Source organism: Streptococcus sp. 27098_8_73 (assembly GCF_041432495.1).
Classification (GTDB): domain Bacteria; phylum Bacillota; class Bacilli; order Lactobacillales; family Streptococcaceae; genus Streptococcus.
On record NZ_JAPVZT010000009.1, the window covers coordinates 48,553 to 74,574 of the forward strand.

At 42.3% G+C, this 26,022-nt stretch carries 24 protein-coding genes; 16 read left to right on the forward strand and 8 right to left on the reverse strand.

The window, feature by feature from the left end:
- The first annotated feature begins 113 nt into the window (after nucleotides 1-113).
- The 4 genes from O3651_RS07200 (at nucleotide 114) to O3651_RS07215 (ending at nucleotide 7,380) form a co-directional block, all read left to right on the forward strand.
- Complete coding sequence (locus O3651_RS07200; RefSeq protein WP_371610040.1) at nucleotides 114-3,158, forward strand: CocE/NonD family hydrolase; 3,045 nt, start codon at nucleotides 114-116, stop codon at nucleotides 3,156-3,158.
- 124 nt (nucleotides 3,159-3,282) lie between these two features.
- Nucleotides 3,283-4,896: a M20/M25/M40 family metallo-hydrolase gene (locus O3651_RS07205; protein ID WP_371610041.1), complete on the forward strand. Its 1,614-nt coding sequence runs from the start codon at nucleotides 3,283-3,285 to the stop codon at nucleotides 4,894-4,896.
- 110 nt (nucleotides 4,897-5,006) lie between these two features.
- Nucleotides 5,007-5,750, forward strand: coding sequence for an ABC transporter ATP-binding protein (locus O3651_RS07210; protein WP_371610042.1), 744 nt, complete (start codon nucleotides 5,007-5,009; stop codon nucleotides 5,748-5,750).
- Nucleotides 5,740-7,380, forward strand: coding sequence for a hypothetical protein (locus O3651_RS07215; protein ID WP_371610043.1), 1,641 nt, complete (start codon nucleotides 5,740-5,742; stop codon nucleotides 7,378-7,380). Before O3651_RS07210 ends, O3651_RS07215 begins: the two co-directional genes overlap by 11 nt.
- Nucleotides 7,381-7,485: 105 nt before the next feature.
- Here O3651_RS07215 and O3651_RS07220 read toward each other — a convergent pair whose 3' ends face one another.
- The 3 genes from O3651_RS07220 to O3651_RS07230 form a co-directional block, all read right to left on the reverse strand.
- Complete coding sequence (locus O3651_RS07220; RefSeq protein WP_005590130.1) at nucleotides 7,486-8,244, reverse strand: CPBP family intramembrane glutamic endopeptidase; 759 nt, start codon at nucleotides 8,242-8,244, stop codon at nucleotides 7,486-7,488.
- Nucleotides 8,245-8,433: 189 nt separating this feature from the next.
- Nucleotides 8,434-9,081, reverse strand: coding sequence for a hemolysin III family protein (locus O3651_RS07225; protein ID WP_005590131.1), 648 nt, complete (start codon nucleotides 9,079-9,081; stop codon nucleotides 8,434-8,436).
- Entirely contained in the window at nucleotides 9,065-9,526 is a 462-nt protein-coding gene (locus O3651_RS07230; RefSeq protein ID WP_179856437.1) for a DUF1836 domain-containing protein, read from the reverse strand. The genes O3651_RS07225 and O3651_RS07230 overlap by 17 nt, the downstream gene beginning before the upstream one ends.
- A gap of 155 nt (nucleotides 9,527-9,681) precedes the next feature.
- On the opposite strand from O3651_RS07230, the gene yaaA reads away from it, so the two are divergent.
- Entirely contained in the window at nucleotides 9,682-10,410 is a 729-nt protein-coding gene (gene yaaA / locus O3651_RS07235; protein ID WP_371610044.1) for a peroxide stress protein YaaA, read from the forward strand.
- Between the two features lie 279 nt (nucleotides 10,411-10,689).
- On the opposite strand, the gene O3651_RS07240 is transcribed toward yaaA, so the two are convergent.
- The 4 genes from O3651_RS07240 to coaA form a co-directional block, all read right to left on the reverse strand.
- Nucleotides 10,690-11,418 carry a TraX family protein gene (locus O3651_RS07240; protein ID WP_371610045.1) on the reverse strand — a complete coding sequence of 243 codons (729 nt, stop codon included), beginning with the start codon at nucleotides 11,416-11,418 and terminating at the stop codon, nucleotides 10,690-10,692.
- A 301-nt stretch (nucleotides 11,419-11,719) separates the two neighbouring features.
- A complete protein-coding gene (locus tag O3651_RS07245; RefSeq protein WP_371610046.1) occupies nucleotides 11,720-12,238 on the reverse strand; it encodes a DNA topology modulation protein in 519 nt (172 codons plus the stop codon).
- Nucleotides 12,239-12,305: 67 nt separating this feature from the next.
- A complete protein-coding gene (rpsT, locus tag O3651_RS07250; protein ID WP_001274000.1) occupies nucleotides 12,306-12,542 on the reverse strand; it encodes a 30S ribosomal protein S20 in 237 nt (78 codons plus the stop codon).
- Nucleotides 12,543-12,612: 70 nt separating this feature from the next.
- Nucleotides 12,613-13,533 (reverse strand): type I pantothenate kinase, encoded by a 921-nt coding sequence (gene coaA / locus O3651_RS07255; protein WP_148888138.1) that lies wholly within the window; start codon nucleotides 13,531-13,533, stop codon nucleotides 12,613-12,615.
- 93 nt (nucleotides 13,534-13,626) lie between these two features.
- Here coaA and O3651_RS07260 point away from each other — a divergent pair, with 93 nt between their 5' ends.
- The 8 genes from O3651_RS07260 to O3651_RS07295 all read left to right on the forward strand — a co-directional run bounded on the left by O3651_RS07260 (nucleotide 13,627) and on the right by O3651_RS07295 (nucleotide 21,394).
- Nucleotides 13,627-14,214 carry a class I SAM-dependent methyltransferase gene (locus tag O3651_RS07260; RefSeq protein ID WP_148888139.1) on the forward strand — a complete coding sequence of 196 codons (588 nt, stop codon included), beginning with the start codon at nucleotides 13,627-13,629 and terminating at the stop codon, nucleotides 14,212-14,214.
- Between the two features lie 2 nt (nucleotides 14,215-14,216).
- A complete protein-coding gene (locus O3651_RS07265) occupies nucleotides 14,217-15,494 on the forward strand; it encodes a pyrimidine-nucleoside phosphorylase (protein WP_148888140.1) in 1,278 nt (425 codons plus the stop codon).
- Nucleotides 15,495-15,511: 17 nt separating this feature from the next.
- Entirely contained in the window at nucleotides 15,512-16,174 is a 663-nt protein-coding gene (deoC, locus tag O3651_RS07270; RefSeq protein WP_148888141.1) for a deoxyribose-phosphate aldolase, read from the forward strand.
- Complete coding sequence (locus tag O3651_RS07275; RefSeq protein ID WP_005590143.1) at nucleotides 16,161-16,550, forward strand: cytidine deaminase; 390 nt, start codon at nucleotides 16,161-16,163, stop codon at nucleotides 16,548-16,550. Before deoC ends, O3651_RS07275 begins: the two co-directional genes overlap by 14 nt.
- 71 nt (nucleotides 16,551-16,621) lie before the next feature.
- A complete protein-coding gene (locus tag O3651_RS07280; RefSeq protein ID WP_314043593.1) occupies nucleotides 16,622-17,677 on the forward strand; it encodes a BMP family protein in 1,056 nt (351 codons plus the stop codon).
- A 136-nt stretch (nucleotides 17,678-17,813) separates the two neighbouring features.
- Nucleotides 17,814-19,328, forward strand: coding sequence for an ABC transporter ATP-binding protein (locus O3651_RS07285; RefSeq protein ID WP_371610047.1), 1,515 nt, complete (start codon nucleotides 17,814-17,816; stop codon nucleotides 19,326-19,328).
- A 13-nt stretch (nucleotides 19,329-19,341) separates the two neighbouring features.
- Nucleotides 19,342-20,436 (forward strand): ABC transporter permease, encoded by a 1,095-nt coding sequence (locus tag O3651_RS07290; RefSeq protein WP_371610048.1) that lies wholly within the window; start codon nucleotides 19,342-19,344, stop codon nucleotides 20,434-20,436.
- 1 nt (nucleotide 20,437) lies between these two features.
- Nucleotides 20,438-21,394, forward strand: a complete 957-nt coding sequence (locus O3651_RS07295; RefSeq protein WP_061911259.1) for an ABC transporter permease — start codon at nucleotides 20,438-20,440, stop codon at nucleotides 21,392-21,394.
- 257 nt (nucleotides 21,395-21,651) lie between these two features.
- Here the strand turns inward: O3651_RS07295 and O3651_RS07300 are convergent, their stop codons facing one another.
- Nucleotides 21,652-22,584 (reverse strand): polysaccharide deacetylase family protein, encoded by a 933-nt coding sequence (locus O3651_RS07300; protein WP_371610049.1) that lies wholly within the window; start codon nucleotides 22,582-22,584, stop codon nucleotides 21,652-21,654.
- A gap of 132 nt (nucleotides 22,585-22,716) precedes the next feature.
- Between O3651_RS07300 and O3651_RS07305 the strand changes: the two genes are divergently transcribed.
- From O3651_RS07305 to murB, 3 genes are all read left to right on the forward strand, one after another.
- On the forward strand, nucleotides 22,717-24,003 hold the full coding sequence (locus tag O3651_RS07305) for a homoserine dehydrogenase (RefSeq protein ID WP_125390584.1): 1,287 nt from the start codon (nucleotides 22,717-22,719) through the stop codon (nucleotides 24,001-24,003).
- 1 nt (nucleotide 24,004) lies between these two features.
- Complete coding sequence (gene thrB, locus O3651_RS07310) at nucleotides 24,005-24,871, forward strand: homoserine kinase (protein ID WP_371610050.1); 867 nt, start codon at nucleotides 24,005-24,007, stop codon at nucleotides 24,869-24,871.
- 165 nt (nucleotides 24,872-25,036) lie between these two features.
- The gene (gene murB / locus O3651_RS07315) at nucleotides 25,037-25,939 is read left to right on the forward strand and encodes a UDP-N-acetylmuramate dehydrogenase (protein WP_371610051.1); all 903 of its coding nucleotides are present in this window, start codon (nucleotides 25,037-25,039) and stop codon (nucleotides 25,937-25,939) included.
- Nucleotides 25,940-26,022 lie beyond the last annotated feature (83 nt).

The window sequence follows — 26,022 nt, forward strand, 5'->3', positions numbered from 1 at the left end:
ATACAAGTTAATTTTATATTTTTTGATGATAAGCTAAAACTAGCATTGAATTTGAAACGCTTACATAGTATAATGGACAAGTAATAAACTTTATAAAAAGAAAGGGGTTCTTTATGAAAAAGAGAGGACTAGTGAGGTTACTCTTATCAGTCTCGTTATTTGCGCCTTTGGCCCTAGGCCAAGTTGTTCAAGCCGATGAGGCGAGTCAGGCGAATGTCGAAAGCAAGGAGATTCTTCATACAGAAGCTGTCGCAAAGCCATCTGAGCCTATATCTTCAGTCCAGCAGCCAGCAGTTTTAGAGGTTGAAAGCAAGGAATCGTCGGTTACTGCAAGACCAGAAAAGCAAGAAGAGGAATCGGTCACTGCTGAAAAATCAGTTGTGGACTCTGAAAAGCCTACTTCATCATTGGAGTCGCCACCTTTAGCTTGGGCTCAAGAGGCTAGCTTAGTGCCTTCTGCTGTGCCTGCTACTGCCAAAGGACAAGACCTGTCCGTTTATACGGGAAGTCTTTCAAATCCAGCCTTGGCTGATAAGGAATTGACCCTACAAGAAGCAGTCGATGAACTACTGAAATGGGCAGCCGTCAATGAATCTCAGCTAGGCACCAGTGCTCAAGATAGAGTGAATCTAGCCAAGAGCATGGGAATGATTGACAAAGAGGCTGATTTGACAGCCCGTGTACAGGGAAGCAATCTGCAGACTATGTATGCTGTTGCCAAGCGGCTGCATGATGCCTATCGTGCTGAAAAGAAAGCACCGCTCTTTTTGAATGGTCGGGCGCAGCCAATTTTCCCATACAGCAGTGGAGCTAAGGAAGATAAAGACTATTCGTATGAGAAAAGCGACATCGTCCGTTTTCCTGTTTATGTTGAGACGGATCATGATACGGATGGAGATGGAAAGCGGGACCTCGTCAAGGCTATCGTACAACTTCCTAAAGCAGTAGCCCAAGGCGATTTTAAGGCTTCGACAATTTTAGAAGCTCGTCCTTACGTCGCAGGGACTTTGGATGAAAACTATGTGACCTTAGAAAGCCTCAATCTGCCGACAAACGGTTCTTATGATATGAAGAGTTTGCACAATAAGCCCGCTAAGCGCCAACCGGTTTCTAGCATGAGCAGTATTGATGCGGCAAAGAAGGCCAAAGCGTCAGATTGGTACTATTATAGCCCTTATGAAGGGATTCATGATTACGAGAATTTGAACTGGTATGATTACTTCCTAGTGCGCGGCTATGCCTTTGTTTCCAGTGCTGGTCTGGGTACTAAGGGTTCAGAAGGCTTCAATACAACTGGATCTGATTTGGAAGTAGAAGCCTTTAAAAATATTGTCGAATGGATCAACGGTAAACGAACAGCCTACACGGACAGAACTAGCAATATTGAAATCAAGGCTGACTGGGCCAATGGCAAGGTCGGCATGACAGGCCTATCTTGGGCCGGTACGACAACTTTCGGTGTGGCAACAACGGGTGTAGAAGGTCTGAGAACCATCGTTCCAGCCGCAGGAATTGCTAGCTGGTATGATTATTTTAATAGTCAAGGAACAGCCTACAGCAATCCGCCATACAGTGATCTGTCTTGGCTGTCACTCTACGTTTCTACTCGGATGCTTGATCAAGACGATTGGGCTTCAATCTGGAACAAGTATGCTGACTACATCAATCAGCTAAACAAGGACCAAAAAGCTCACGGTCGCAATTATAGCCAAGTTTGGCGGGAACGCGATTATACCCTAAATTCAGGAAAGATAAAGACTAGTGCCCTGCTGGTACATGGCTTAAATGATGACAATGTCAAAACCAAACAATTTGAGCTTATGTATGATGTCTTGAAAAAAGCGGGACAAAACGTAAAACTCTACCTCCACCAAGGAGACCATGTCCATCCAGCAGCTATCTCTCGAGGTTATGGTATCAAGGCCAACAATCAAGATTTCTACGACTTGCTCAATACTTGGTTCTCTCATTATCTTTACGATGTCAAGAACGATGTTAGCAAGCTTCCTGCTGTTTTGGCACAAAATAACTACGATCCAAATAAATGGACGAGCTATGACAATTGGAAAAGCACTAATCGTTTGATTTTGACAGCTAAGTCCAAACGTCTAGAAGAAACCATTTCCAGTGACTATGCGGGGGCTGGGATTGACACTAGCAAGCGAGATGAAACTGTCAGTCAAGGATCTTCTAAGGCTAGCATGACCTTTATGACAGAAGTCAAAGAAGATACGACTATCAAAGGCCATATTCCGGTTCACTTCAAGGCAGCTTTGGCCAAGGGCAGTGGCAGAAATCTGCAGGTCAATGCGCTCTTGGTAGATGTATCAGACCAAGAGTTTGATGTTGTTGGAAATGGTGCTGCTAGTGATGACAGCAAGGCTGGTGACTTCTGGATGGGTAGCAATCTCAGCAATCTGGATGTTAAAAACTTTGCGACAATCAAAACTAAATACAAGGTGATTGCTAAGGGATGGCTAAACTTAGCCAATCCAGAATCAGGCTATACACCGTCTAGTTCAGAAAAAAGTATTAAGCCAAAAGTCGGCCAATTCCATGATTATACCATGTATTTGCAGCCGAATCTTTACACGGTGAAAAAGGGCCACAAGCTGGCTCTGGTCTTCAATACCTATGACCCTAGCGACTTGACGATTAAGCGTCAGTATGCGGTGACTTTCAAGATGGATTCTATTAGTGCGCTAGTACCGACTGTGGAAGCTAGTCGTTCTCAAAAAGCTGATTATGTAGCGAGTGCCCTTGATACGGAATATGCTAACTTACCTGAAATTCTTGGGGAAAAACTAGTTGCACCAGAAATCAGAGAAGTTCCAGAATATATCTTTGATAGACAGGAACCGCAACAAGGAGCGCCGTCAGTCGATTCGAGGGTTGGACGTAAAGAAGATGAGAAAGGCGTGACTGACCATGTGCAGCAATTAGGCAGTCAGAAAGTGGTGTCTCAGGTGCAGCAATTGGCTAGTCAACCAGAAGCGTCTCAAGTGGAGCAGGCAGCTGTTCAACAAGCTCAACAAGCCGCAGCTTCCTTGCCAAAAACTGGTAGTCGTTCAGAAAAAGGAATGTTCTATCTTGGCTTGGTGCTTCTTGTCAGCACATTCGGTATGTCTGGCCTCGTTAAGAAATATTCTCATCGTTAGTCATTACAAGAAGAAAGCAGCCAAACATTCCTGACTAGGTAAAGATTGGCTGCTTTTGCCTTATCGTCTTTCAGCTGGCCTTGGCCTGCAAGTCAGAAGTGCCAGCAATATAGAGGTAGAAAGAATGAAACAGTATATTCAAGATATTTTTGACCAAAGTATGGCGATTGAAAGTTTTACCCATACTAGTTCTGAGCGGAAGATTGAAGCCTTTCTTCAGGAGCGGATAGGGGAGATTCCTTATTTTCAGGAGCATCCTGAGCTGTTTGGCTGCTATCAGATTCCGAATGATTTTTATGAACGCAGTGTCAACTGGGCTTTGGTCAAGCGAGATACAGCTGACACCGTGATTCTTTTTCATCATCATGATACAGTGGACATTGAGGACTTTGGCAGTCTCAAAGACTGGGCTTTTGATAATCAGTCCCTTAAAGAAAAATTACCCTCCATTTCTTCAGATTCAGATCTTTTAGCGGATATTGCCTCAGACAAGTGGCAGTTCGGTCGGGGCTCTTGCGACATGAAGGCGGCTCTGGCCTTGCAGCTGGGAGTGGTGGAAAGATACAGTCAGAGACAGTCTGGTCAGGTCAATTTGCTCTATCTGTCGGTCGGAGATGAGGAGTCCTATTCCCAAAGCATGCGGGCAGCAACAGCCTTGCTTGCTGAATTAAAGGAGCGTTTCCACCTTCATTATCTTCTGGCCGTGGATTCTGAGCCTTTTGAGAGTCAGTCAGCGGAGGAAAAGGTGCTTCATATAGGAACAGTTGGCAAGTTGATGCCAGTTGTCGTGACTCAGGGTATCCTTTCTCACATGAAAGAGCCACTCAAGGGGATTAATGCCCTGTCCTTGCTGGCCAAGGTTGCTGAAAAAATTGACCTTAATCCGGCTCTATCCGACATAGCCTACGGCGAACGCTCGCCCTTGCCATCTTGGTCTTATCTGCGTGATTTGAAGGAAAATTACGATGTGTCAACTGTGCTGCGTGCTGCAGGCTATTTCAGCGTCCTTTATTTAGAAAAGAGTCCAAGTGACCTGCTGGCAACCATAAAGAATCTCAGTCAGGAAGCAGTGGATTGCTTTTATCAAAACTACTGTCAGCTTCAGAAAGTCTATCGAGAAAGCAAGCTTGTAGCGAAACCGCGCGTGCTGACCTATCAGGAATTACTGCAAGAATGCCAAGAAAAAATCGGTTTTGAAGGTACCTTGAAGAAAATTTATGAAGAAGCACAGCAGGCTCTGCAAGAGGGTGCCTCCTATCAGGAAATCAGCATTCAAAATATCCAGAAGGTTTTAGATTTCTACGACCGTAAGGAAGCTTTGGTTGTCTTAGCGATCGCGCCGCCTTACTATCCATCTATGAATTGTCGCCGCTTGTCAGATAGTCCGATTATGATTGATAAGGTCGTTCAACTTTATGGGGATTATCTGGACAAGGAAGCTGGTTGTCAGCTCCAAGTGGACGAATTTTTTATGGGAATATGTGACCTTAGCTACTGCGCCTTGGAGAAGCCTGCCGCTGAATACCAGGACCTGATTGCCAGTATGCCTGTTCCTGAGAATCTCTATCATCTGGATTTCCCAGAAATTGCGGCCAATCATATCCCCGGCATCAATCTAGGCCCATGGGGGAAAGATTTGCATCAGCTGACTGAGCGTGTTTATGAGCAGGACATGCTGGAAACCATTCCCAATTTCTTGCTCTATCTGCTGGAGAATGCTCAATCTTTTAAGGTCTAAAGGATAGTTATGGATTCTTTCAAAGCAAAATCCGAACTTTTTCGCTCATTTTAAGACAAATAACTTTTAAGATAGTATAATAAGCTTAAAACATAGTAAAGGAGATTCTCATGATTGAATTTAGAGATGTTACAAAAGACTATGATGGCAAGCTGGCGCTTAACCATTTGAATCTGACCTTGGAAAGCGGTGAGATTGTCGGTCTGATTGGTCACAATGGAGCGGGTAAGTCAACGACCATTAAATCCTTGGTCAGCGTCATCAATCCGACACAGGGACAAATTTTTGTGGATGGCAAGGAGCTATCCAGTAATCGTTTAGAAATCAAGAAAAAAATCGGCTATGTAGCTGATTCTCCTGACCTTTTCTTGCGCCTGACAGCTAATGAATTTTGGGAGCTAGTAGCGACTTCCTACGATATGACCACGGCAGAAGTAGAAGCTCGTTTGGGTGAACTGCTGGCTATTTTTGACTTTGCCAACCATCGCTATGAAGTGATTGAGTCGTTTTCACACGGTATGCGGCAGAAGGTCTTTGTTATTGGTGCCCTTTTGTCCGATCCAGATATTTGGGTTTTGGATGAGCCCTTGACGGGATTGGATCCTCAGGCAGCTTTTGATCTCAAGCAGATGATGCGTGAGCATGCTAACAAGGGAAATACAGTTCTGTTTTCAACCCACGTGTTAGAAGTAGCTGAACAGCTATGCGACAAGATTGCCATTCTCAAAAAAGGAGAGCTGATATTCTACGGAACGGTTGAAGACTTGAAAGCCCAGCATCCAGACCAATCCCTCGAAACCATCTATCTAGGTCTGGCTGGCCGCAGAGAAGAGGTGAGTCCAGATGCGCTTTAATGCCATTAAAAAATTGGTTGATATCAATATTCTTTATGCGATTCAAGCTTCGCAGTTGCAGCAATACCGCAAGAAGCAGGAAAAGAATCCCTCGGTCAAGGTTAATGTCTCTCAGAAGACCATTCGCATGTACTTGATTTTGGGTTTTGTCTACTTGGTTATTTTTGGCATCATGAGTGCCTTCAATCACATGGTAGGAAATCCGGGCCTTTTTGCCAATATGGTCTCCGTATTTGCTATATTTTCCATGTCACAGGGCTTCTTGGTTTTCTATAATGTCTTTTATGAAAGCAAGGATTTGCAGTCCTATCGGCCCTATGCCTTTAGTGAATCAGAAATCATTGTCGGAAAGAGTATCTCTGTTGTCCTGACACTCTTGATTGCAATTCTGCCCATGTATAGCTATTTCATCGTGCTAGCTCTTCAAGGCGGAAATCCCTTAGTCGGCTTGCCTATGGCCTTGATTTCGATTGGAATTTTAAGCTCTGTTATAACCTTTATCATTTTGATTTTGGTGCATTTTATCACCAAGACAGCTTTCTTTAGAAAGTATAAGACTATTCTATCCAATGTGATTCTAGGGCTGGTTTCCCTTGGTTCGGTAGGACTCTATATCTTTATCAATCAAATGAACAGTCGTAGTATCGCCAGCAATACAATGGTTACACCTTATTTCCCGCCAGTTGTAGCCTTTTACGACTTTATCATCAACCCTCTTAGCTTGACTGCGATTTTAGGAATTTTAGCTTGGCTTGCTGTGGCGGTTCTGCTCTTTTTGGTGGTCAAGTTCAAGGTCATACCAGAATTTTATGAAGCAGCCTTGATGACAGGAGCAGCAGGAGGCAAACGCGAGCGTGTGCACGATATCAATATGGACGAGGCCAAGAATTTCAAGAAGTTCGTCTGGCGCTATCACATTCGGCTGCTGAGTGAAGGTTCGGTCATCTTGCAGGCTCTCTTTATGTCGGCACTGATACCTTACATCATCATTTTTAGCATGGTCATGGGGGCGATCAATGCAGGTCTGGATGTTAGCCCGTTCTTGATTCCACGATTTTTGCTTCCGCTTATCTTCCTATCTATGTTCATCGCTACCCTCAATTCGGGTGGGAATAATCTGACCTCTATTGGTTTATCCTTGGAGCGGGAAAATTTTGATTATCTGAAGGTTTTGCCTTTTGAGCTCAGAAAATACGTTCGTCTCAAATTTTGGTATCTATTTGCTATTCAGTCCATTCTACCAGTGATTCTTCTGTTGGTGACTAGTCTTATCTTCCATGTTCATCAAGTGACTTTTCTGGTTATGCTGCTGGTTTGGTTTATGGCTAGCCTAGCTTGGAGCGCTTGGGGCTATCATCGGGATTATAAGCATTTAGTGACCAACTGGTCCAATGTCAACGAGCTGATGACTCGAGATAATAGTATGGGTAAGACCTTATTAGGACTAGCCTTTACTATTGGAGTGATTATCGTGATTGGTCTTCTCTATGTGATTTCATACTCCCTGCCTCTCACTGTTCTCTACCTCCTTTCCCTTCTGCTGATTTTGATTTCTGGACTTGTTTCTTATCTGATTTATCGCTATTATATGAAAAAACTTGATAGCGAAATTGCTAGTTTCAATTCCTAAATAACAATAATAAAAAGCTTAGCAGCATGGTGATTTGATTACCTACTTCTAAGCTTTTTAGTTGCGATTTATTCTATAGTTTTTTGTTAGCTGATATTTATCCTTTTAGGAACGCCAATTAATCAAGACATACATTAAGCTGGAGCCAAACATATCCGCCAAGGCGTGCATGAGAAAGAAAGGCAGGAGGTTCTTGACCTTGTACTTGTAAAGAAAATAGTAGAAGAGACCATAGACCACTCCGATAACCAAGGCCCAGAGCATTCCTTGATAAGTATGGAAAGAAATCCGAATGATGGTAGAGTAGGCCAGTGCCCACCACTTATACTTATCCTTGACTGAGGTCATAAGACCCAGAAAGAAGAATTCCTCATAGAAACCATTGAGAAGTCCGTAGAGGATGGCCATAGGTGTCAGTTCAGCAAATTTCCGGAAGATTTCCAGTAAATCTATATAGGACCAGAGGGTTGAATCAAAGTAATTATACTCGCCACTCAGTGTCGTCACAATGTCACCAAAGAACCCTACCACTACAAAAATAAGAGGAGTCCAAAGGAGAACTGACCAGCTCAGACGGATAGGAAGCTGCTTAAAGTCGAAGCGCCGAAGCAATAGGTATAGAATGGTCAAGACCAGCATCAGGAGCTGAAGATTGAAATTGCTTGAGAATGCTGCGCCTTCGCTAGCTGTATTGCTGACCGTTTCAGTTGCCGCTGTCGTCGCTGTTGTTGCAAAGCTAGCTAGATAAAGTTCGGTTGATGTGTAGATGAACTGACCAAACATGAGCAGAGTAATCACAAGAATATCGAACCATTTCAGCTCTTTCAGGGGCTGCGATGGGCGGATTTTTGATAAAATAGTCATTCATTTCCCTTCCATAATTGGCAGATTTAATTGCCAGAGATCATCTTTTCTATCTTTATCTTAGCAGAGAAAGCTTAAATTTATATTATTTCAAAGTTCTTACTTTTGAGAGGTGGTTAGTGCAGACCTGTTGCAGGATTGGTTGAAGAGCTGCCTTATGCTATAGAAAAAACTGCTTGAAAAGCAGTTTTACATGAAATAAACAATAGCTAAGTACTGGAGGGCAGAAGCGGCTAGGATGAAGAGGTGCCAAATCATGTGGAAGTAGGGTTTCTTTTTGGCATAAAAACCAGCACCTACTGTGTAGCAAAGACCGCCTGCTAGCATGAGTCCCCAAAACACTGGTCCAGTTTGTCCGATAATTTGCGGGATGATAAAGATCACCAGCCAACCCATAATTAGATAGAGGGCTAGGCTGAATTTCTCATTAACCTTCTTAGCAAAGATTTTGTAGAGAATACCAAAGATGGTCGTGCCCCACTGAATCACGATAATCAGATAACCCCGCCAGTCATTCATGAGTGAAAGGACGACTGGCGTATAGCTGCCTGCGATAGCGATATAAATCATGGAGTGGTCAATAATCCGTAGGATGTATTTGTGGGTAGAGCCATAGGACATGGAGTGGTAAATGGTAGAAGAAAGAAACATGAGGAAAAGGCTAATGACAAAGATAGAAGTACCAACAGCAGAAACGAGGCCATGCCCTTCATAGCTGTAAATAGCAGAGATGGGTAGAAGAATCAGCATCAAAACAGCTCCGACGGCATGAGTGACAGCATTGGCAATTTCCTCTCCAAAAGAGAGTTGTTTACTGAGTTTAAGCGCGTAGTTCATCGTTATCGGCCTCCTTTTCGGGTACTTGGATAAAAGCAAGGGTTTGCTGGTAGAGTTTTAAAGTCTGACAAGCACTGGCAATGATCGGAGTCACTTCAAGCTTCCGTCCGTTCATATAATCCACAAAGTCATTGTAGAGCTCTTCAGACTGGGTCTCAGCGTTGAGCATATCCAAAGTCGCAGCAATATCTTGAATGGAAAAAACAGTTTTCAAGCTTGTAATAGCAATCAAGCGGGCAACTTGCTGGCGATTGTATTTCTTTTTTAAAGGTTTTTCAAGATAGGCATGCTTGACATAATTATTGATCATGGATGCAGTCAAGCCTTTGTCGGATGCAGTAAAAGCTGGCTTGCAGACCTTGTTGACGTAGAGTAGGACTTGGTCCAGATACAGGTCAAGAACAGGTAATTCATCCCATCTCGGGAACAGATTTTTCGTTTCCAAATTTCAAACTTTCTAATATCTAGTTTCGATAACTAGATAATATCATTTTTGAAAATTAAAGTCAAGAATAAATCCAATTAGTCCAAAATTTGCTATAATCATGAGTAAGGAAAACAGGAAAATGGACTCTGAATCCAAGATGAGAAAGGTAAAATATGAAGATTTTAATTCCGACTGCTAAAGAAATGAATGAAGAACAGAGCTCGCTGGGTCGCTCCCAGTTGACGCCCAAAAGCAAAATCATAATAGAAGAGTTATTACAATTTTCAGCAAAGGAGCTGGAAAAATTATACAAAATCAGTCCGCAGATGGCTGAAATAGAATACCAGCGAATTCAAAATCTGAGCAAGAATGAAGCGGAGACTTATCCAGCCTTGCACTTATTTGACGGGCTCATGTATCGCAATATCAAGCGAAAAGATTGGACACAAGAGGAAAGCTCCTACATTCAAGAGCATTTGCTGTTAACCTCTAGTCTATATGGGGTCATTCCTGCCCTTACTCCGATTGCCCCTCATCGGCTGGACTTTTTGGTGGGGCTGAAGCCAAATGGTCAAACGCTGAAAAAATTTTGGCGGGACGATTATACAGAAGCAGTAGCGGATGAGGATATGCTGCTTTCGCTATTGTCTAGTGAATTTGAAGATGTTTTTGAAAAATCGGTCAGAGAGAAGATGCTTCGGTTCAAGTTTTTAGAAGAAACATCTGGGAAACTTAAAAGTCATTCTACTATTTCTAAAAAAGCGCGTGGGCAGTTTTTGACTGCTTTGATGGAAGCCCAGGTCGATCATCTTGACCAAATCAAACAGCTCTCTTTTGCAGGTTTTGCTTATCGAGCAGATCTTTCAGATGCTAAAGAATTGGTTTTTGTAAAAGAAGAATAAGAAAAGGAGGCTGGGACAAAAGTCCGACCTCAAATATAGAAAGCGAACAAAACAAGTTTTCTGGTAATCAGAATTCTGCTTTGTTCGCTTTTCGCATTTAATTATAGATTTGAAGGGCTTAATAATTAAGAATTTTAAAAATTGAAATATTTTTGTCCCAAACTCTTTTTTGTAGTAAAGAGACTATTGTCCCAGACTCTTTTACTCTATTATTTAGATTTACCAAAAGAAGAATTAACTTAACAGGTATTCTGCTGCAACTTTTAATACATTCATTAACTACATTAGAAATAAGAGAAAGGCAATTCGAAACAGAGACAGGGCGAGCAAATGAAGGGGATAAAACCAGTAAAATACTTTTCCAATATTGGCCCCTTTTTGACCGTTGTAGAAAGAGGTCACGAGGAGAAACAGAAGACAGGTGGCAGCCAGATCAGCCAGACCATCATAGGAGAAATTGAAGGCCAAAATTAGGATTTGCACACTGTTCAATGCCAAGACACCGCCAATTTTTCGGAAGATTGGGTCTTTAATCTTTGCAAAGGAATAGATACCAAAAACTCCTCCCGTCAGTCCGCCGTCAGCGATAATGGACAGAGTAAAACAGAGTAGAATAATTAGAACTTTTCTCCAGGTTGCTGTTTGCTGATCACTGTAATAAAGAGCACAGAGCCCCAAAAAGAGAGTAACAACCGTATTTTGCATGATAAAGCCAAGACCAGTAACCCAGCCCATCAGAGAGAAAGGGATGATACTAATAAGAGCCAGCAGCCCCAATCGTCTCATATACGTGCTCACATCATGACTGTGCCGATAGCCTTCTGCAATACAAAAGGCAAAGACTGGAAAAGCCAGGCGGCCTATTATGTGCATACTATTGGCCAGCCAGTTAGGAGAGAGAATATTCATATTGGTAGCCAGTGGAAAAGATACCCAGGCGATATGGTCAATCAGCATTGCAAGCATAGCCAGCAGTTTCAAACTGCTATTGTCAATCATTTTTTTCATAGGATACTCCTTTTTCCTTTCCTATGATACAAGAAAGAGTTTCTTCTTTCCATTTCTTTAGCTTACATTTCTCTCATTTTTCTTACAATTTTGTAAGTTGGAATTTCACCTTTTTACCTCATCGATGAATACTTCTGATTTTTCTTGACAAATAAGACTGAACGAGGCTGGGACAAAAAGATTTTGATTTTAGGGATTCTTTATTATAAATTTTTAAAATTGATAGATTAGATAAAAAAGTGAATAAGACAGAATTCTGAGTGTCAGATAACTCCGTTTTGTTCGCTTTTTATATTTAAGGTTAGACTTTTGTCCCAGATTCTTTTACATAGTCTGATAATTGCTTTTGATTCTGCAATTCGATAAATTTCTCAGGATAGGTCTGACGAACCTTTTGATAGAGATTTTTAGTCTCTCTTGTCCTGCCATCCCAAAGGATCCAGCGGATGAATTCCCAATCCAGTCTTTCAGTACAGCCAGATGCCATGCTTTCTCTTGTTTGATTTCGATATTTTAGATAGCGTTTAAAGGCGCGATAGAGGCAGTTCCAGCGAGAAAAGTTCATAAAGATAATCTGATCAGCCTGCGTCATCCTTTCCTCAAAGCAGGCGAAGGAGTAGTTGCCATCGATGACCCAGGATTGTTCTCGCTTGAGGAAATCCGCTAAATCAGCCTTGACTTGGTCATGGCTACGAGTCCGCCAGTTTTCTTCAAACTGAATCGTGTCCAGATGAAGCACAGGAATATGGTGAAAGTGGCCTAACTGCTGGGCTAAGGTTGACTTGCCAGAGCCTGAGTAGCCGATGATAGCAATCTTCATATACATTCTCCTAATTATAGTGAGCAACAAAAAAAGCTCCGTGGAGCTCCTTTGTATGCGCGATGCATTATTTAGCAAGTTTAGCTGAAAGACGTGCTTTATCGCGGCTTGCTTTGTTTTTGTGGATCAAACCTTTTGTTTCTGCTTTATCGATAGCTGAGCTAGCAGCACGGAAAAGTTCTTCAGACGGGTTTGCTTCAAATGCTTTGATTGCAGTACGCATAGCTGATTTTTGAGCTGAGTTTTTTTCGTTTTGTTTAACGTTCAATTCAGCGCGTTTGATAGCTGACTTAATGTTTGCCAAGTTATTCACCTCCATTGAAAATACTAACTATCTAATTATATATGAAAAGTTGTGATTTGACAAGTCTAAATTATTTTTTTAGATAGATTTCGTCAATTTCATGATTTCTAGCCTTGTGCAAAATCACTTCGGCCCTATTACGAGTTGGCTCAATATAGTCTAATAGATTCACCAGATTAATTGTTTCCCAGATATTATGGGCCAGCGCCATGACTTCTTCTTCGGGTTGGGTCGTAAAGCGATGGTAGTAGTTGTCCGTGTCGTGCTTGGCTAGTGCCAATAATTTTTTAAAGCGATCTAGATACCAAGACTCGATATTTTCAACTTCGGCATCAACGTAGATAGAGAAGTCGAAAAAGTCAGTCATATAAAGGCGTTCATTTTGCGGATTTTGGAAAACGTTGATACCTTCTACGATGACAAAGTCAGCTGCCTTAATTTCCTGCTTTTCATTTGGGACAATATCATAAATTTCGTGCGAGTAGACGGGAATTTCATAGTTTTGACCATTTTTAATGCGGTCTAAAAAGTCTAGCAAGAGTTCCATATTATAGCTTTCAGGGAAGCCCTTGCGATTTAAAATGTCTGATTCAATCAAGGTTTGATTAGGATAGAGGAAGCCATCGGTCGTCACTAATTCAACGGTGGCATTTGTAAAAGTCCGTGATAGGAGAATTTGCAATAGGCGGCTAATCGTTGATTTTCCAACGGCAACACTGCCAGATACTCCGATAATAAAGGGCTGCCTTTTACTCTCCTTTTGTAGAAAAATACCTTTTGAAAAAGCGAGATCTTCTTTGGAACGTTTGTAAATTTGAATGAGATTTGTCAGAGGTAGATAAACATCTGTTACATCCTGTAGACTGATTTTGTCATTGAAACTCTTGATAGAATTGAGCTCGGACTCAGTGAGCGGTGGGTTTTTCTTTCGATGCAGATTCTGCCAAGTTTGGCGGCTGATTTTTTCAAAATGAAGAAATTCGTTTGTCATAAGTTACTCCTATATGATGGATTTTAGTATAACATACTTTTGGAGAAATGAAAACGATTTACAAATCTAGAAAATTTATGATAAAATGGTTTTATGACTAAAATGTATTTTGCAGAAAATCCGGATGCCAAACATGACATTCATGAATTAAAAGTGGAACTATTAGGACAACAGATGACCTTTTTAACGGATGCTGGTGTCTTTAGCAAAAAAATGATTGATTATGGCAGTCGAGTTTTGTTGTCTGCCTTAGAATTTAACAAAAAAGAGACGCTGCTGGATGTCGGCTGCGGTTATGGAACGCTGGGCTTGACTCTGGCTAAAGCGCAAGAGCTGGAAGTCACTCTCGTGGATATCAATCAGCGAGCACTAGACTTGGCTAGAAAAAATGCGGATGCGAACCAAGTATCTGCAGATATTTTCCAGTCCAATGTTTACGAACAGGTGACCGAAAAATTTCATCATATTATCAGCAATCCACCGATTCGAGCTGGTAAGCAGGTGGTGCATGAAGTTATTTCAGGTAGCTATGATCACTTGTTAGCGGATGGGGATTTGACGATTGTTATCCAAAAAAAACAAGGAGCTCCCAGCGCTAAAGCCAAGATGGAAGAAGTGTTTGGCAACTGCGAGACTCTCAAGAAGGACAAAGGCTATTATATCCTAAGGAGTGTGAAGTAAAGATGCGGGCAGTTGATATTATTCAAAAGAAACGAAATGGACTAGAGTTGTCCAGTCAAGAGATTGAATGGCTGATTGAAGGGTATGTAGCTGGAACAGTGCCAGATTACCAGATGTCAGCCTTTGCTATGGCTGTTTACTTTAAGGGAATGACTACTAGGGAAATTTCTGATTTGACCATGGCCATGGTGGGGACAGGCCAGCAGTTTGACCTGTCAGCTATTTCAGGGATTAAGGTCGACAAGCATTCGACTGGTGGAGTGGGAGATAAGGTTACCTTAATCTTGGCTCCTCTCGTAGCTAGCTTTGGCGTGCCTGTTGCTAAGATGAGCGGTCGAGGTTTGGGACACACGGGTGGCACTATAGACAAGCTCGAGTCTGTCAAGGGCTACCAAGTAGAGCGCAGTCAGGAAGATTTCATCAAGCAGGTTCAGGATATTGGTGTATCCGTCATCGGTCAGTCAGACCAGCTGGTCAAGGCAGACAAGCTTCTCTATGCTCTACGTGATGTGACCGCTACAGTTGATACTATTCCTTTGATTGCCAGCTCTGTTATGAGCAAGAAAATCGCCGCTGGTGCTGACAGCATTTTGCTGGATGTAACCGTCGGTGAAGGTGCCTTTATGAAAAATTTAGAGGATGCCCGTGTCCTAGCCCGTACCATGGTAGATTTAGGCAAGGCTGTCGGACGTAGAACGGTCGCAGTCATTACGGATATGAGCCAGCCTTTAGGTACTAGCATTGGCAATCGTTTGGAAATCTTGGAAGCACTGGGAATCCTTCAAGGACAAGGACGCGAGGATATTACGGACTTTATCTGCGAGCTCGCTCAGATTATGCTTGATTTGGCTAATGTTGAGAAGTCAGTTTCTGAAATTAGAGAGCATTTGACAAATGGAGCAGCTTTGAAAAAATTTGAAGAGATGATTGCGGCTCAAGGTGGAGATCTAGAGGAATTGTATCGACCATCCCAAGCGGCTTATGTGGCTGAAGTGAGAGCAGAGCAATCTGGTTATATCACAGAGCTTCCAGCTATGGAATTTGGCTTGTTTGCGATGAGATTAGGAGCAGGTCGAGCCGTCAAATCTGATAAACTAGATTATGAAACTGGAATCGTGTTCGAAAAGAAGGTTGGCGAAACAGTCGAAATTGGGGAAATTGTCGCAAAAATTTACGCAAATGAAAAAATTTCTCAAGAACTAGTTACAGAATTCCAAAAAAATGTTAGAATAGGTAGTGAAAGCGTTGCAGTAAGCGAGATTGTCGAAGTGATCGCTTAATTCTAGGAGAATCCAACATGAAATTAAACAAATACATTGACCATACGCTTTTGAAACCTGATGCAAGTCAGGAGCAGATTGAAACCTTAATTGAGGAAGCAAAGAAATACGATTTTGCGAGCGTCTGTGTCAATCCGACTTGGGTGAATTTTGCTGCGCAAGCACTAAAAGCTACGGATGTTAAAGTCTGTACGGTCATTGGTTTTCCTCTGGGAGCAAATACTCCGGAGCTCAAGGCTTTTGAAACGAGTGATGCAATCCAAAACGGAGCGAATGAAATCGATATGGTCATCAATATCGGTGCTCTAAAGTCTCGAAACTTTGACTTAGTTGAAAGAGACATTCGAGCTGTTGTGGAAGCTGCCAAAGGAACCTTGGTCAAGGTCATTATTGAAACCTGCCTCTTGACAGATGATGAGAAAGTGAAAGCTTGCCAGCTTGCTCAGAAAGCTGGGGCGGATTTTGTCAAGACATCCACTGGTTTCTCAACTGGTGGTGCAACCGTTGCAGATGTAGCTTTGATGCGTAAAACAGTTGGGCCAGATATGGGAGTCAAGGCTTCTGGCGGTGCCCGTTCTTACGAAGATGCACTTGCCTTTATCAAAGCTGGTGCGACTCGCATTGGAGCATCCTCTGGTGTAGCGATTATGGAGGGAGACGTGGCTAATGGCGACTACTAATTTGATTGATTTAGTTGTAGAAACCACGAAGAATGCCTATGTTCCATACTCTCATTTCCCTGTCGGGGCCGTTTTAGTAGCTAAAAATGGACAAGTTTTCACAGGTGTCAATATCGAAAATGCTAGTTTCGGCTTGACCAATTGTGCAGAGCGAACAGCCATTTTCAAAGCTGTTTCTGAAGGCTTTTTAGACTTTGAGGAATTAATTGTTTACGGAGAAACGGAAAAACCGATCTCCCCGTGTGGTGCCTGCCGCCAAGTAATGGCAGAATTTTTTAATCAGGATTTACCAGTGACTTTGGTCGCTAAAGATAAATCGACGGTCGTGATGACGGTCAAGGAGTTACTTCCATACTCTTTTACAGACTTAACTTAAGTCTGTTACTGGTCAACTGACCAAAATTAAACTTGCAACTAAGTTGCACATCTTATATAGGAGGTTCAGAAATGAACAAGAAACAATGGCTAGGTCTTGGTCTAGTGTCTGTCGCAGCAATCGGACTTGCTGCATGTGGGAATCGTGCGTCTAAATCAGATAGCTCTAACGCTAAAACTGATTTAAAAGCTGCTATCGTAACCGATACAGGTGGTGTTGATGATAAATCATTTAACCAATCTGCATGGGAAGGTTTGCAAGCTTGGGGGAAAGAAAATGGCCTTTCAAAAGATAACGGCTATACTTACTTCCAATCAACAGACGAGTCACAATACGCGAACAACCTAAACCAAGCTGCTACGGATGGTTACAACTTAGTATTTGGTATCGGTTTTGCCCTTCGTGATGCCGTTGAATCTGCTGCTAAAGATAATTCAAGTATTAACTACGTTATTATTGACGATGTGATTGAAGGTCAAAAGAATGTTGCTTCAGCAGTCTTTGCAGATAATGAAGCAGCTTACCTTGCTGGTGTTGCAGCTGCAAAAACTACTAAGACAAAACAAGTTGGTTTCATTGGTGGTATAGAAGGAACAGTTATCACACGTTTTGAAAAAGGTTTCGAAGCTGGTGTGAAATCAGTTGACCCATCTATCAAGATTAAAGTGGACTATGCTGGTTCATTCGGCGATGCAGCTAAAGGTAAAACAATTGCTGCTGCTCACTATGCTGGCGGTGCGGATGTTGTTTACCAAGTAGCTGGTGGTACTGGTGCTGGAGTATTTAACGAAGCTAAGTCAATCAACGAAACAAGAAATGAAAATGAAAAAGTTTGGGTACTTGGTGTTGACCGTGACCAAACTGAAGAAGGTAAATACAAATCTAAAGATGGTAAAGAATCTAACTTCGTCTTGGCATCAAGCCTGAAACAAGTTGGTAAGACTGTCCAAGACATCGCTAATCAAACTGCTAAAGGTAAATTCCCAGGTGGTAAAACTACAACCTTTGGTTTGAAAGACGGTGGTGTTGATTTGACAACAACCAACCTTTCTGAAGATGCTAAAAAAGCTGTTGAAGAAGCGAAAGCAAAAATCCTTGACGGCAGCCTCACAGTTCCTGATAAATAATTGAATGTTGAGCGATCCGACCTACTAGGGTCGCTCATTTTTAAATTCTGACGCCTTTGCATCGATTAAGCCTACTAGGATAGGAGTCCGAGGAGGTTATATCGACATAAAATAAAATTCTGGAAAGGAAAGAGCCATGACACATGAAAATGTCATTGAAATGCGAGAAATTACCAAGGTTTTTGGTGAATTTGTAGCCAATGATAAAATCAATTTGGAACTCCGAAAAGGTGAAATTCACGCTCTTTTAGGAGAAAATGGTGCCGGGAAGTCAACCTTGATGAATATGTTGGCCGGCCTACTTGAGCCGACTAGTGGTGAGATTGTAGTAAACGGAAAGCCAGTTAAGCTGGACTCTCCATCAAAGGCGGCCTCACTTGGTATCGGGATGGTGCATCAGCACTTTATGCTTGTGGAAGCCTTCACTGTTGCTGAAAATATTATTCTTGGAAGTGAGATTACAAAAAATGGTATCTTAGACTTGAAACGCGCTACGCAAGAAATTAAGCGTTTGTCTAAGAAATATGGTTTGTCGGTCGATCCATCTGCCAAGATTGAGGATATTTCTGTTGGAGCTCAACAACGTGTTGAAATTTTGAAGACCCTTTACCGTGGTGCAGATATCCTAATCTTTGACGAACCAACAGCTGTTTTGACACCATCTGAGATTGATGAATTGATGAAAATCATGAAAAATCTGGTCAAGGAAGGTAAGTCTATCATTCTTATTACCCATAAGTTAGATGAAATTCGTGCAGTTTCTGACCGAGTGACCGTTATTCGTCGAGGAAAATCAATCGAAACAGTTGAAATTGCAGGTGCGACCAACCAAGACTTGGCGGAAATGATGGTGGGACGTGCTGTTTCCTTCAAGACTGAGAAGAAACCTTCTAATCCGCAAGAAACAGTTCTTTCCATCAAGAATCTTGTCGTTGAAGAGAATCGCGGCGTTCCAGCTGTTAAAGGACTTTCACTGGATGTTCGTGCTGGTGAAATCGTTGGGATTGCAGGAATTGATGGAAATGGTCAGACTGAGTTGATTCAAGCTATTACAGGACTTAGAAAAGCAAGCTCGGGTGAAATTTTGATCAAGAACCAGTCCGTGATTGGTAAGAAACCACGTCAGATTACAGAGATGAAGGTCAGCCACGTCCCTGAAGACCGCCATCGCGATGGTTTGGTGCTGCAGATGTCCATTTCTGAAAATATTGCTTTGCAGACTTACTACAAGGAACCACTTAGCAAAAACGGCATCTTGAATTATAATAATATTTACTCTTACGCGTGCAATCTGATGAAAGAGTTTGACGTGCGGGCGGCTAGCGAGTATGTACCTGCTTCAGCCCTCTCAGGAGGAAACCAGCAGAAGGCTATCATTGCTCGGGAAGTGGATCGTGATCCAGATTTGTTGATTGTCAGTCAGCCTACTCGTGGACTTGATGTCGGAGCAATTGAGTACATCCATAAACGCTTGATTGAGGAGCGTACTCATGGTAAGGCAGTACTTGTTGTCAGCTTTGAGCTAGATGAAATACTCAATCTTTCTGACAGAATCGCCGTTATCCATGATGGCAAGATTCAAGGAATTGTGACACCAGAGAAGACCAATAAGCAAGAACTTGGTATTCTCATGGCTGGTGGTAAGATTTAGAAGGGAGATTCAAATGTCTAAAAAAACACAGCAGATCGCAGTTCCATTAATCTCAGTTCTTTTAGGGATTTTATTGGGAGCGATTGTCATGGCTATCTTTGGCTATGATGCCATCTGGGGATATGAATCCCTCTTTAAAACGGCATTCGGTTCTTTGAGAAGTTTGGGTGAAATTTCTCGGGCGATGGGACCTCTAGTTCTCATTGGTCTGGGTTTTGCCGTTGCTAGTCGGGCTGGATTTTTCAATGTCGGACTTCCAGGTCAGGCCTTGGCTGGTTGGATTCTGGCTGGTTGGTTTGCCCTTTCCTTCCCTGACCTACCTCGCCCTCTTATGTTGTTAGCAACTGTAGTCATTGCTGTCGTAGCTGGTGGGATTATTGGTGCTATTCCAGGAGTTCTGCGTGCCTATTTAGGAACGAGTGAAGTCATCGTTACGATCATGATGAACTATATCGTCCTCTTCGTTGGAAATGCCTTTATCCGCAGCTTTCCAAAATCTGTGATGCAGAGTGTTGACTCTAGTAAGCGTGTTGGTGCCAATGCCATTTATCAAACAGAATGGCTGAGAAGTTTGACAGCTAACTCTCGGATGAATATTGGTATTTTCTTTGCTTTGATTGCAGTTGTGCTGATCTGGTATATGCTGAAGAAAACAACGCTTGGCTTTGAGATCCGTGCTGTAGGGCTGAACCCGAATGCATCTGAATACGCAGGGATGTCTTCTAAACGGACCATTATTTTGTCTATGATTATTTCTGGAGCCCTTGCAGGACTTGGAGGAGTCGTAGAAGGACTGGGTACTTATCAGAACGTCTTTGTACAAGGAAGTTCATTGAGCGTTGGTTTCAATGGTATGGCAGTCAGTCTTTTGGCAGCCAATTCTCCAATTGGAATTCTCTTTGCAGCCTTCCTCTTTGCAGTTTTAAGTGTTGGTGCGCCAGGTATGAACGTGGCTCAGATTCCAACAGAATTAGTCAATATCGTGACAGCTTCGATTATCTTCTTTGTCAGCGCCCATTACTTGATTGAGCGTCTGACTGGTAAGACGGTTTTTGAATTGTTTAAAAACCGTAAGCAAGAAGCTGGTAAAGTGAAAGGGGGAAACTAGGATGAGTATTGTAACGATATTAGGTTTATTAGTATCATCTATGCTGATTTATGCGGCTCCCTTGATTTTCACAAGTATCGGTGGAGCTTATTCGGAGCATGCCGGAGTTGTCAATGTCGGCTTGGAAGGGATCATGGTAATGGGAGCATTTACAGGCGTTCTCTTTAATCTGACTTTCGAAAGTAGTTTTGGTAGCTTGACTCCGTGGCTTTCTTTGATTGCTGCTGGTTTAGTCGGAGTGCTCTTCTCACTTATCCATGCTGTAGCAACCATTAACTTCCGTGCGGACCACGTTGTTAGTGGTACGGTTCTAAACTTATTAGCACCAGCCTTGGCAGTCTTCCTTGTTAAAGCTATCTACAACAAGGGGCAAACAGACAATATTCAGCGTTCATTTGGTAAATTTAATTTTCCTATTTTGTCTGATATTCCGGTCATAGGAGATATATTCTTCAAACATACAAGTCTGATGGGATATTTGGCCATCGCCTTCTCTTTCCTTGCTTGGTTTATCATGTTTAAGACAAAATTTGGATTGCGTCTTCGCTCAGTTGGAGAACATCCGCAGGCAGCAGATACACTAGGAATCAATGTTTACCTCATGCGCTATTGTGGTGTTATGATTTCTGGTCTGCTTGGTGGTATTGGTGGAGCTATCTATGCTCAGTCAATCTCCGTTAACTTTGCTGTGACAACTATCATAGGTCCAGGCTTTATCGCCCTGGCAGCTATGATCTTTGGTAAATGGAGCCCTATCGGTGCTATGTTGGCAAGTCTCTTCTTTGGAGCTTCTCAAAGTTTGGCCGTTATCGGAAACCAGTTGCCTCTTCTTTCAAAAGTGCCAACGGTTTATCTACAGATTGCGCCATATGTCTTGACGATTGTGGTTCTTGCAGCCTTCTTCGGTAAAGCTGTTGCTCCGAAAGCAGACGGTATCAACTACATCAAGTCTAAATAACCTTTTACGAGGCTGGGACAAAAGTCCTAGCCTCTCAATTGTCTTTGGATTGTCGAGCAAGACGCAGTGGTTGAGTGGGCTCTACTAGGCTGATTTCATCAGCTTTTACAGCCATACTCAACTGTGCGGAGGTGGGACGACGAAATCGAATTCTAACGAATTACCGATTTCTGTCCCACTCTCGTTTTTTTGTGATTGGAAAAAGTTGCTATCGGAAATAGAAAAAGCCTGCTTCGTCTGAAGCAAGCTTTCTAAGATTAATTTGTAGCGATTTCGTTTAATAAATCTTCTGCAGTAGTAGTTGGGTTCACTCGAACACGATTGAGTGAGAGTAAACCGTTGGATAGAGAAGCTAAACCGTTATTGGTCGTCAATCCCATCTTATAGCCTAGACTTTCAGCAATCTGCAAGGTCGCATCGCTATAGCGGCCTGATGGATAAGCAACAGTCGTGGTAGTTTGTGAGAGATTGTCGTCTAAAAAGGCTTTAGAATCACGTAGTTCAAGGGTTTGTTGATCAGCAGTAGCAGTTGATAGATCAGGGTGGTTGACGGTATGGTCTTCAAAGGACATTCCCTTTTCCTTCATTTCTTTGATCTCATCTAGCGTCAGCATATCTTCACGGCCAGCTTGGACAAATCCAGTAATGACATTGTTGGTTGCCTTCATCTGGTACTTTTGAAGTAGTGGAAAGGCATTGGTGTAAAAGTCTTTCAAACTATCATCAAAGGTCAGCCAGACTACTTTTTTATTTTCAGGTAGGACATTCTCTGTCAAAGCTTTGTAAGCTTCTTCTGGGGTTAAAGTATAATAACCAGCCTCTTTCAGGGCCTGCAAATGACTTTCAAAAGTAGTTGGATCTACAATCAAACCAGCATTGGCTGCCTCAGAGGGATCCATTACATGGATCGCATGGTACATCAAAATTGGAATCTTAACAGGCTCATCCTGTTTTACCCACTTTATTTTTGAAGCTTCTTCATTTGTTGAGGTAGAGTCTGGCTTGGAGGTGGATTGCACAGTTTGGTTGCCTGCAGAGGATTGTTTGCTAGGAGAGAACTGAGTCTTCCAAAGATAAATTCCGCCTACAATTAGGGCAAGGAGCAAGAAAAGATTGATAATAGAAAAAAGGAATGCCTTTTTCTTAGCTTTATGTCTTTGCATGCGTCTTCCAATGTGTTTATCTGTCATGGTATCTCCTTCTAATCTCATGAGTTTAAAATTTTTATTTACATTATAACAAATATACAAATAGATTTGTAGGCATTTCTATATATTTTTGTTATAATGTTTTTTATATAAGAAATATTCAAGGAGTTCCTCATGTCTATTAAAATTGCTTTACTTGGTTTTGGAACAGTTGCCAGTGGTGTCCCTTTCTTGTTGAAAGAAAATGGAGAAAAGATTGTTCAGGCTGCTCATTCTGAGATTGAAGTTGCTAAAGTTTTGGTCAAGGATGATGCTGAAAAAGAACGTCTATTGGCAGCTGGAAATGATTATAACTTTGTAACCAATGTGGATGAAATCTTAAATGACGGCGAAATTGCGATCGTAGTGGAGCTGATGGGACGGATTGAACCAGCTAAAACCTTTATTACGCGCGCACTTGAAGCAGGTAAGCATGTGGTAACTGCTAACAAAGACTTGCTGGCAGTTCATGGTTCTGAATTGTTAGATATTGCTAAGAAAAATGGCGTTGCTCTCTATTATGAAGCTGCTGTTGCCGGCGGTATCCCAATTTTGCGCACCTTGGTTAATTCATTGGCATCTGACAAGATTACTCGCGTTTTGGGTGTGGTCAATGGAACATCTAACTTCATGATGACCAAGATGGTAGAAGAAGGTTGGTCTTACGAGGATGCTCTTGCGGAAGCGCAACGTTTAGGATTTGCTGAAAGCGATCCGACTAACGACGTTGATGGGATTGACGCAGCCTATAAAATGGTCATTCTCAGCCAATTTGCTTTCGGTATGAACATCAAGTTTGAAGATGTCAGTCACCAAGGCATTCGAAACATCACGCCAGAAGATGTCGCTGTTGCTCAAGATTTGGGCTATGTAGTGAAATTAGTTGGTTCAATTGAGGAAACACCATCAGGAATCGCTGCGGAAGTAACACCGACTTTCTTGCCAAAAGCGCATCCGCTAGCTAGCGTAAACGGCGTAATGAATGCGGTCTTTGTCGAGTCAATTGGTATTGGAGAATCCATGTACTACGGTCCAGGGGCAGGCCAAAAACCAACTGCGACCAGTGTCGTTGCAGATATCGTCCGCATCGTCCGTCGCCTAAATGAAGGCACGATTGGCAAAGCCTTCAATGAATTTAGTCGCGAGCTTGTCTTGGCTAAACCTGAGGATGTTAAGAGCAACTATTATTTCTCTATCTTGGCTCCAGATGCCAAAGGTCAAGTCTTGCATTTGGCTGAAATCTTCAATGCTGAAGAAGTTTCCTTCAAGCAAATTCTGCAAGAAGGTACGGATGGTGAAACAGCTCGTGTAGTCATCATCACGCATGCTGTCAGCAAGACTCAGCTAGAAAATGTAGTGGCTAAGCTCCGTGAGGTACCAGAGTTTGAATTGCTCAATACCTTTAAAGTATTAGGAGAATAAGATGAAAATTATTGTACCAGCAACCAGTGCCAATATTGGGCCTGGTTTTGACTCAGTTGGTGTTGCAGTCTCCAAATATTTAGAAATCGAAGTCTTGGAAGAAAGTCAGGAGTGGGTTATTGAGCATGATCTCAATCCTCGAATTCCAACGGATAAACGGAATTTACTAATCAAAATTGCCCTGCAATTGGCCCCAGACCTTCACCCTCATCGCTTAAAAATGACCAGCGATGTTCCTTTGGCTCGTGGTCTTGGCTCTTCTAGCTCCGTTATTGTTGCTGGGATTGAACTGGCCAATCAGTTAGCAAATCTGAACTTATCGGATCATGAAAAGCTGAAAATTGCGACAAAAATAGAAGGCCATCCTGACAATGTGGCCCCAGCAATTTATGGAAATCTAGTGATTGCAAGCTCCTTCCAAAATCAAGTTTCGGCTGTCGTGTCAGATTTCCCAGAGGTCAGCTTTATCGCTTTTATTCCCGATTATGAGTTGAGAACAGTTGAAAGCCGCCGTGTTTTGCCTAATCGCCTTTCATACAAGGAAGCTGTTGCGGCAAGCTCTGTAGCCAATGTCGCTGTTTCAGCACTCTTAAAGGGTGATATGAAAACAGCTGGTCGTGCAATTGAATCTGATCGTTTCCATGAGAGATATCGTCAACCGCTTATCAAAGAATTTTCGGATATTAAATTCTTAGCCAAAAAACAGGGCGCCTTTGCGACTTATATCTCTGGAGCTGGGCCGACTGTTATGGTTTTGGCTCCGAAAGACAAAGCAGAGCAGATTTATCAGCAAATAAAGGAACAAGGCTTTGATGGACAAGTCTTCCAGTTGCAAGTCGATACTCAGGGTGTAAGAGTAGAAAAATAAAGAGAGTTTGAGGATGACGACCTTGTGGACGCAGTGTTAGTCTACAATCTTCGTTCTCCTCTTTCTTTTTGCTTTGAAAAAGAAACTTAATTTCCTTCCAGTCTATCGTAAATATCATTTAATTTTGATATAATAGAGTGTAATTTGTAAAAAAGAGAGTAAGTCATGCAAAACCTAGAAAAATTTTCTGCGGAATTAGAAGGAATCGACATCCGTTTCAATGAACCTTTGAGTCAATACACTTACACAAAGGTAGGCGGAGCTGCCGATTTCTTAGTTTTTCCACGCAACCGTTATGAATTGGCTCGGATTGTCAAGTTAGCCAATCGTGAACATATTCCTTGGTTGGTGCTTGGGAATTCAAGTAACATTATTGTTCGAGATGGCGGTATTCGAGGCTTTGTCATCATGTTTGACAAGCTAAATAATGTAACAGTAGATGGCTATACGATTGAGGCAGAAGCTGGTGCAAATCTAACTCAGACCACTCGTATTGCCCTGCATCATAGTTTGACTGGCTTTGAATTTGCCTGTGGCATCCCGGGTAGTATCGGCGGTGCTGTCTTTATGAATGCTGGCGCTTATGGTGGAGAAATTGCTCATGTGCTTGTTTCTTGCAAGGTCTTGACACCTGAAGGCGAAATTAAGACCTTGGATGTGCGTGATATGCGCTTTGGCTATCGTCATTCACTCATTCAAGAAACAGGTGACATTGTTATTTCAGCTAAGTTTGGTCTGGCACCAGGTGTCCACCAAAACATTCATCAGGAAATGGAACGTCTGACCTATCTGCGTGAACTCAAGCAGCCTTTGGAATACCCATCATGTGGGTCTGTCTTTAAGCGTCCTCTGGGACATTTTGCTGGTCAGCTCATCAGTGAGGCCGGTTTAAAAGGCTATCGAATCGGTGGTGTAGAGGTTTCAGAAAAGCATGCTGGTTTCATGATTAACGTCGATCATGGTACAGCTAGTGATTATGAAAAGTTGATTGCTCATGTCATTAAAACAGTCAAAGAGCATTCAGGTGTCACTCTGGAAAGAGAAGTTCGAATTATTGGAGAAGCATAAGAGTCCGATATGCAATTGTCCAAGTCTTTGGGATAGCCAATATCCATGTGTCATTAGTAAAGGGGGTGAAAGCCTATCGATAT

Coding starts and splice junctions, on each gene's coding strand:
- O3651_RS07305 (WP_125390584.1), top strand. CDS start 22,717: ATGTCTATTAAAATTGCTTTACTTGGTTTTGGAACAGTTGCCAGTGGT.
- O3651_RS07275 (WP_005590143.1), top strand. CDS start 16,161: ATGGCGACTACTAATTTGATTGATTTAGTTGTAGAAACCACGAAGAAT.
- O3651_RS07220 (WP_005590130.1), bottom strand. CDS start 8,244: ATGACTATTTTATCAAAAATCCGCCCATCGCAGCCCCTGAAAGAGCTG.
- O3651_RS07215 (WP_371610043.1), top strand. CDS start 5,740: ATGCGCTTTAATGCCATTAAAAAATTGGTTGATATCAATATTCTTTAT.
- O3651_RS07205 (WP_371610041.1), top strand. CDS start 3,283: ATGAAACAGTATATTCAAGATATTTTTGACCAAAGTATGGCGATTGAA.
- O3651_RS07285 (WP_371610047.1), top strand. CDS start 17,814: ATGACACATGAAAATGTCATTGAAATGCGAGAAATTACCAAGGTTTTT.
- O3651_RS07210 (WP_371610042.1), top strand. CDS start 5,007: ATGATTGAATTTAGAGATGTTACAAAAGACTATGATGGCAAGCTGGCG.
- O3651_RS07225 (WP_005590131.1), bottom strand. CDS start 9,081: ATGAACTACGCGCTTAAACTCAGTAAACAACTCTCTTTTGGAGAGGAA.
- O3651_RS07240 (WP_371610045.1), bottom strand. CDS start 11,418: ATGAAAAAAATGATTGACAATAGCAGTTTGAAACTGCTGGCTATGCTT.
- O3651_RS07290 (WP_371610048.1), top strand. CDS start 19,342: ATGTCTAAAAAAACACAGCAGATCGCAGTTCCATTAATCTCAGTTCTT.
- coaA (WP_148888138.1), bottom strand. CDS start 13,533: ATGACAAACGAATTTCTTCATTTTGAAAAAATCAGCCGCCAAACTTGG.
- O3651_RS07245 (WP_371610046.1), bottom strand. CDS start 12,238: ATGAAGATTGCTATCATCGGCTACTCAGGCTCTGGCAAGTCAACCTTA.
- O3651_RS07260 (WP_148888139.1), top strand. CDS start 13,627: ATGACTAAAATGTATTTTGCAGAAAATCCGGATGCCAAACATGACATT.
- yaaA (WP_371610044.1), top strand. CDS start 9,682: ATGAAGATTTTAATTCCGACTGCTAAAGAAATGAATGAAGAACAGAGC.
- O3651_RS07200 (WP_371610040.1), top strand. CDS start 114: ATGAAAAAGAGAGGACTAGTGAGGTTACTCTTATCAGTCTCGTTATTT.
- deoC (WP_148888141.1), top strand. CDS start 15,512: ATGAAATTAAACAAATACATTGACCATACGCTTTTGAAACCTGATGCA.
- thrB (WP_371610050.1), top strand. CDS start 24,005: ATGAAAATTATTGTACCAGCAACCAGTGCCAATATTGGGCCTGGTTTT.
- murB (WP_371610051.1), top strand. CDS start 25,037: ATGCAAAACCTAGAAAAATTTTCTGCGGAATTAGAAGGAATCGACATC.
- O3651_RS07280 (WP_314043593.1), top strand. CDS start 16,622: ATGAACAAGAAACAATGGCTAGGTCTTGGTCTAGTGTCTGTCGCAGCA.
- O3651_RS07265 (WP_148888140.1), top strand. CDS start 14,217: ATGCGGGCAGTTGATATTATTCAAAAGAAACGAAATGGACTAGAGTTG.
- O3651_RS07300 (WP_371610049.1), bottom strand. CDS start 22,584: ATGACAGATAAACACATTGGAAGACGCATGCAAAGACATAAAGCTAAG.
- O3651_RS07295 (WP_061911259.1), top strand. CDS start 20,438: ATGAGTATTGTAACGATATTAGGTTTATTAGTATCATCTATGCTGATT.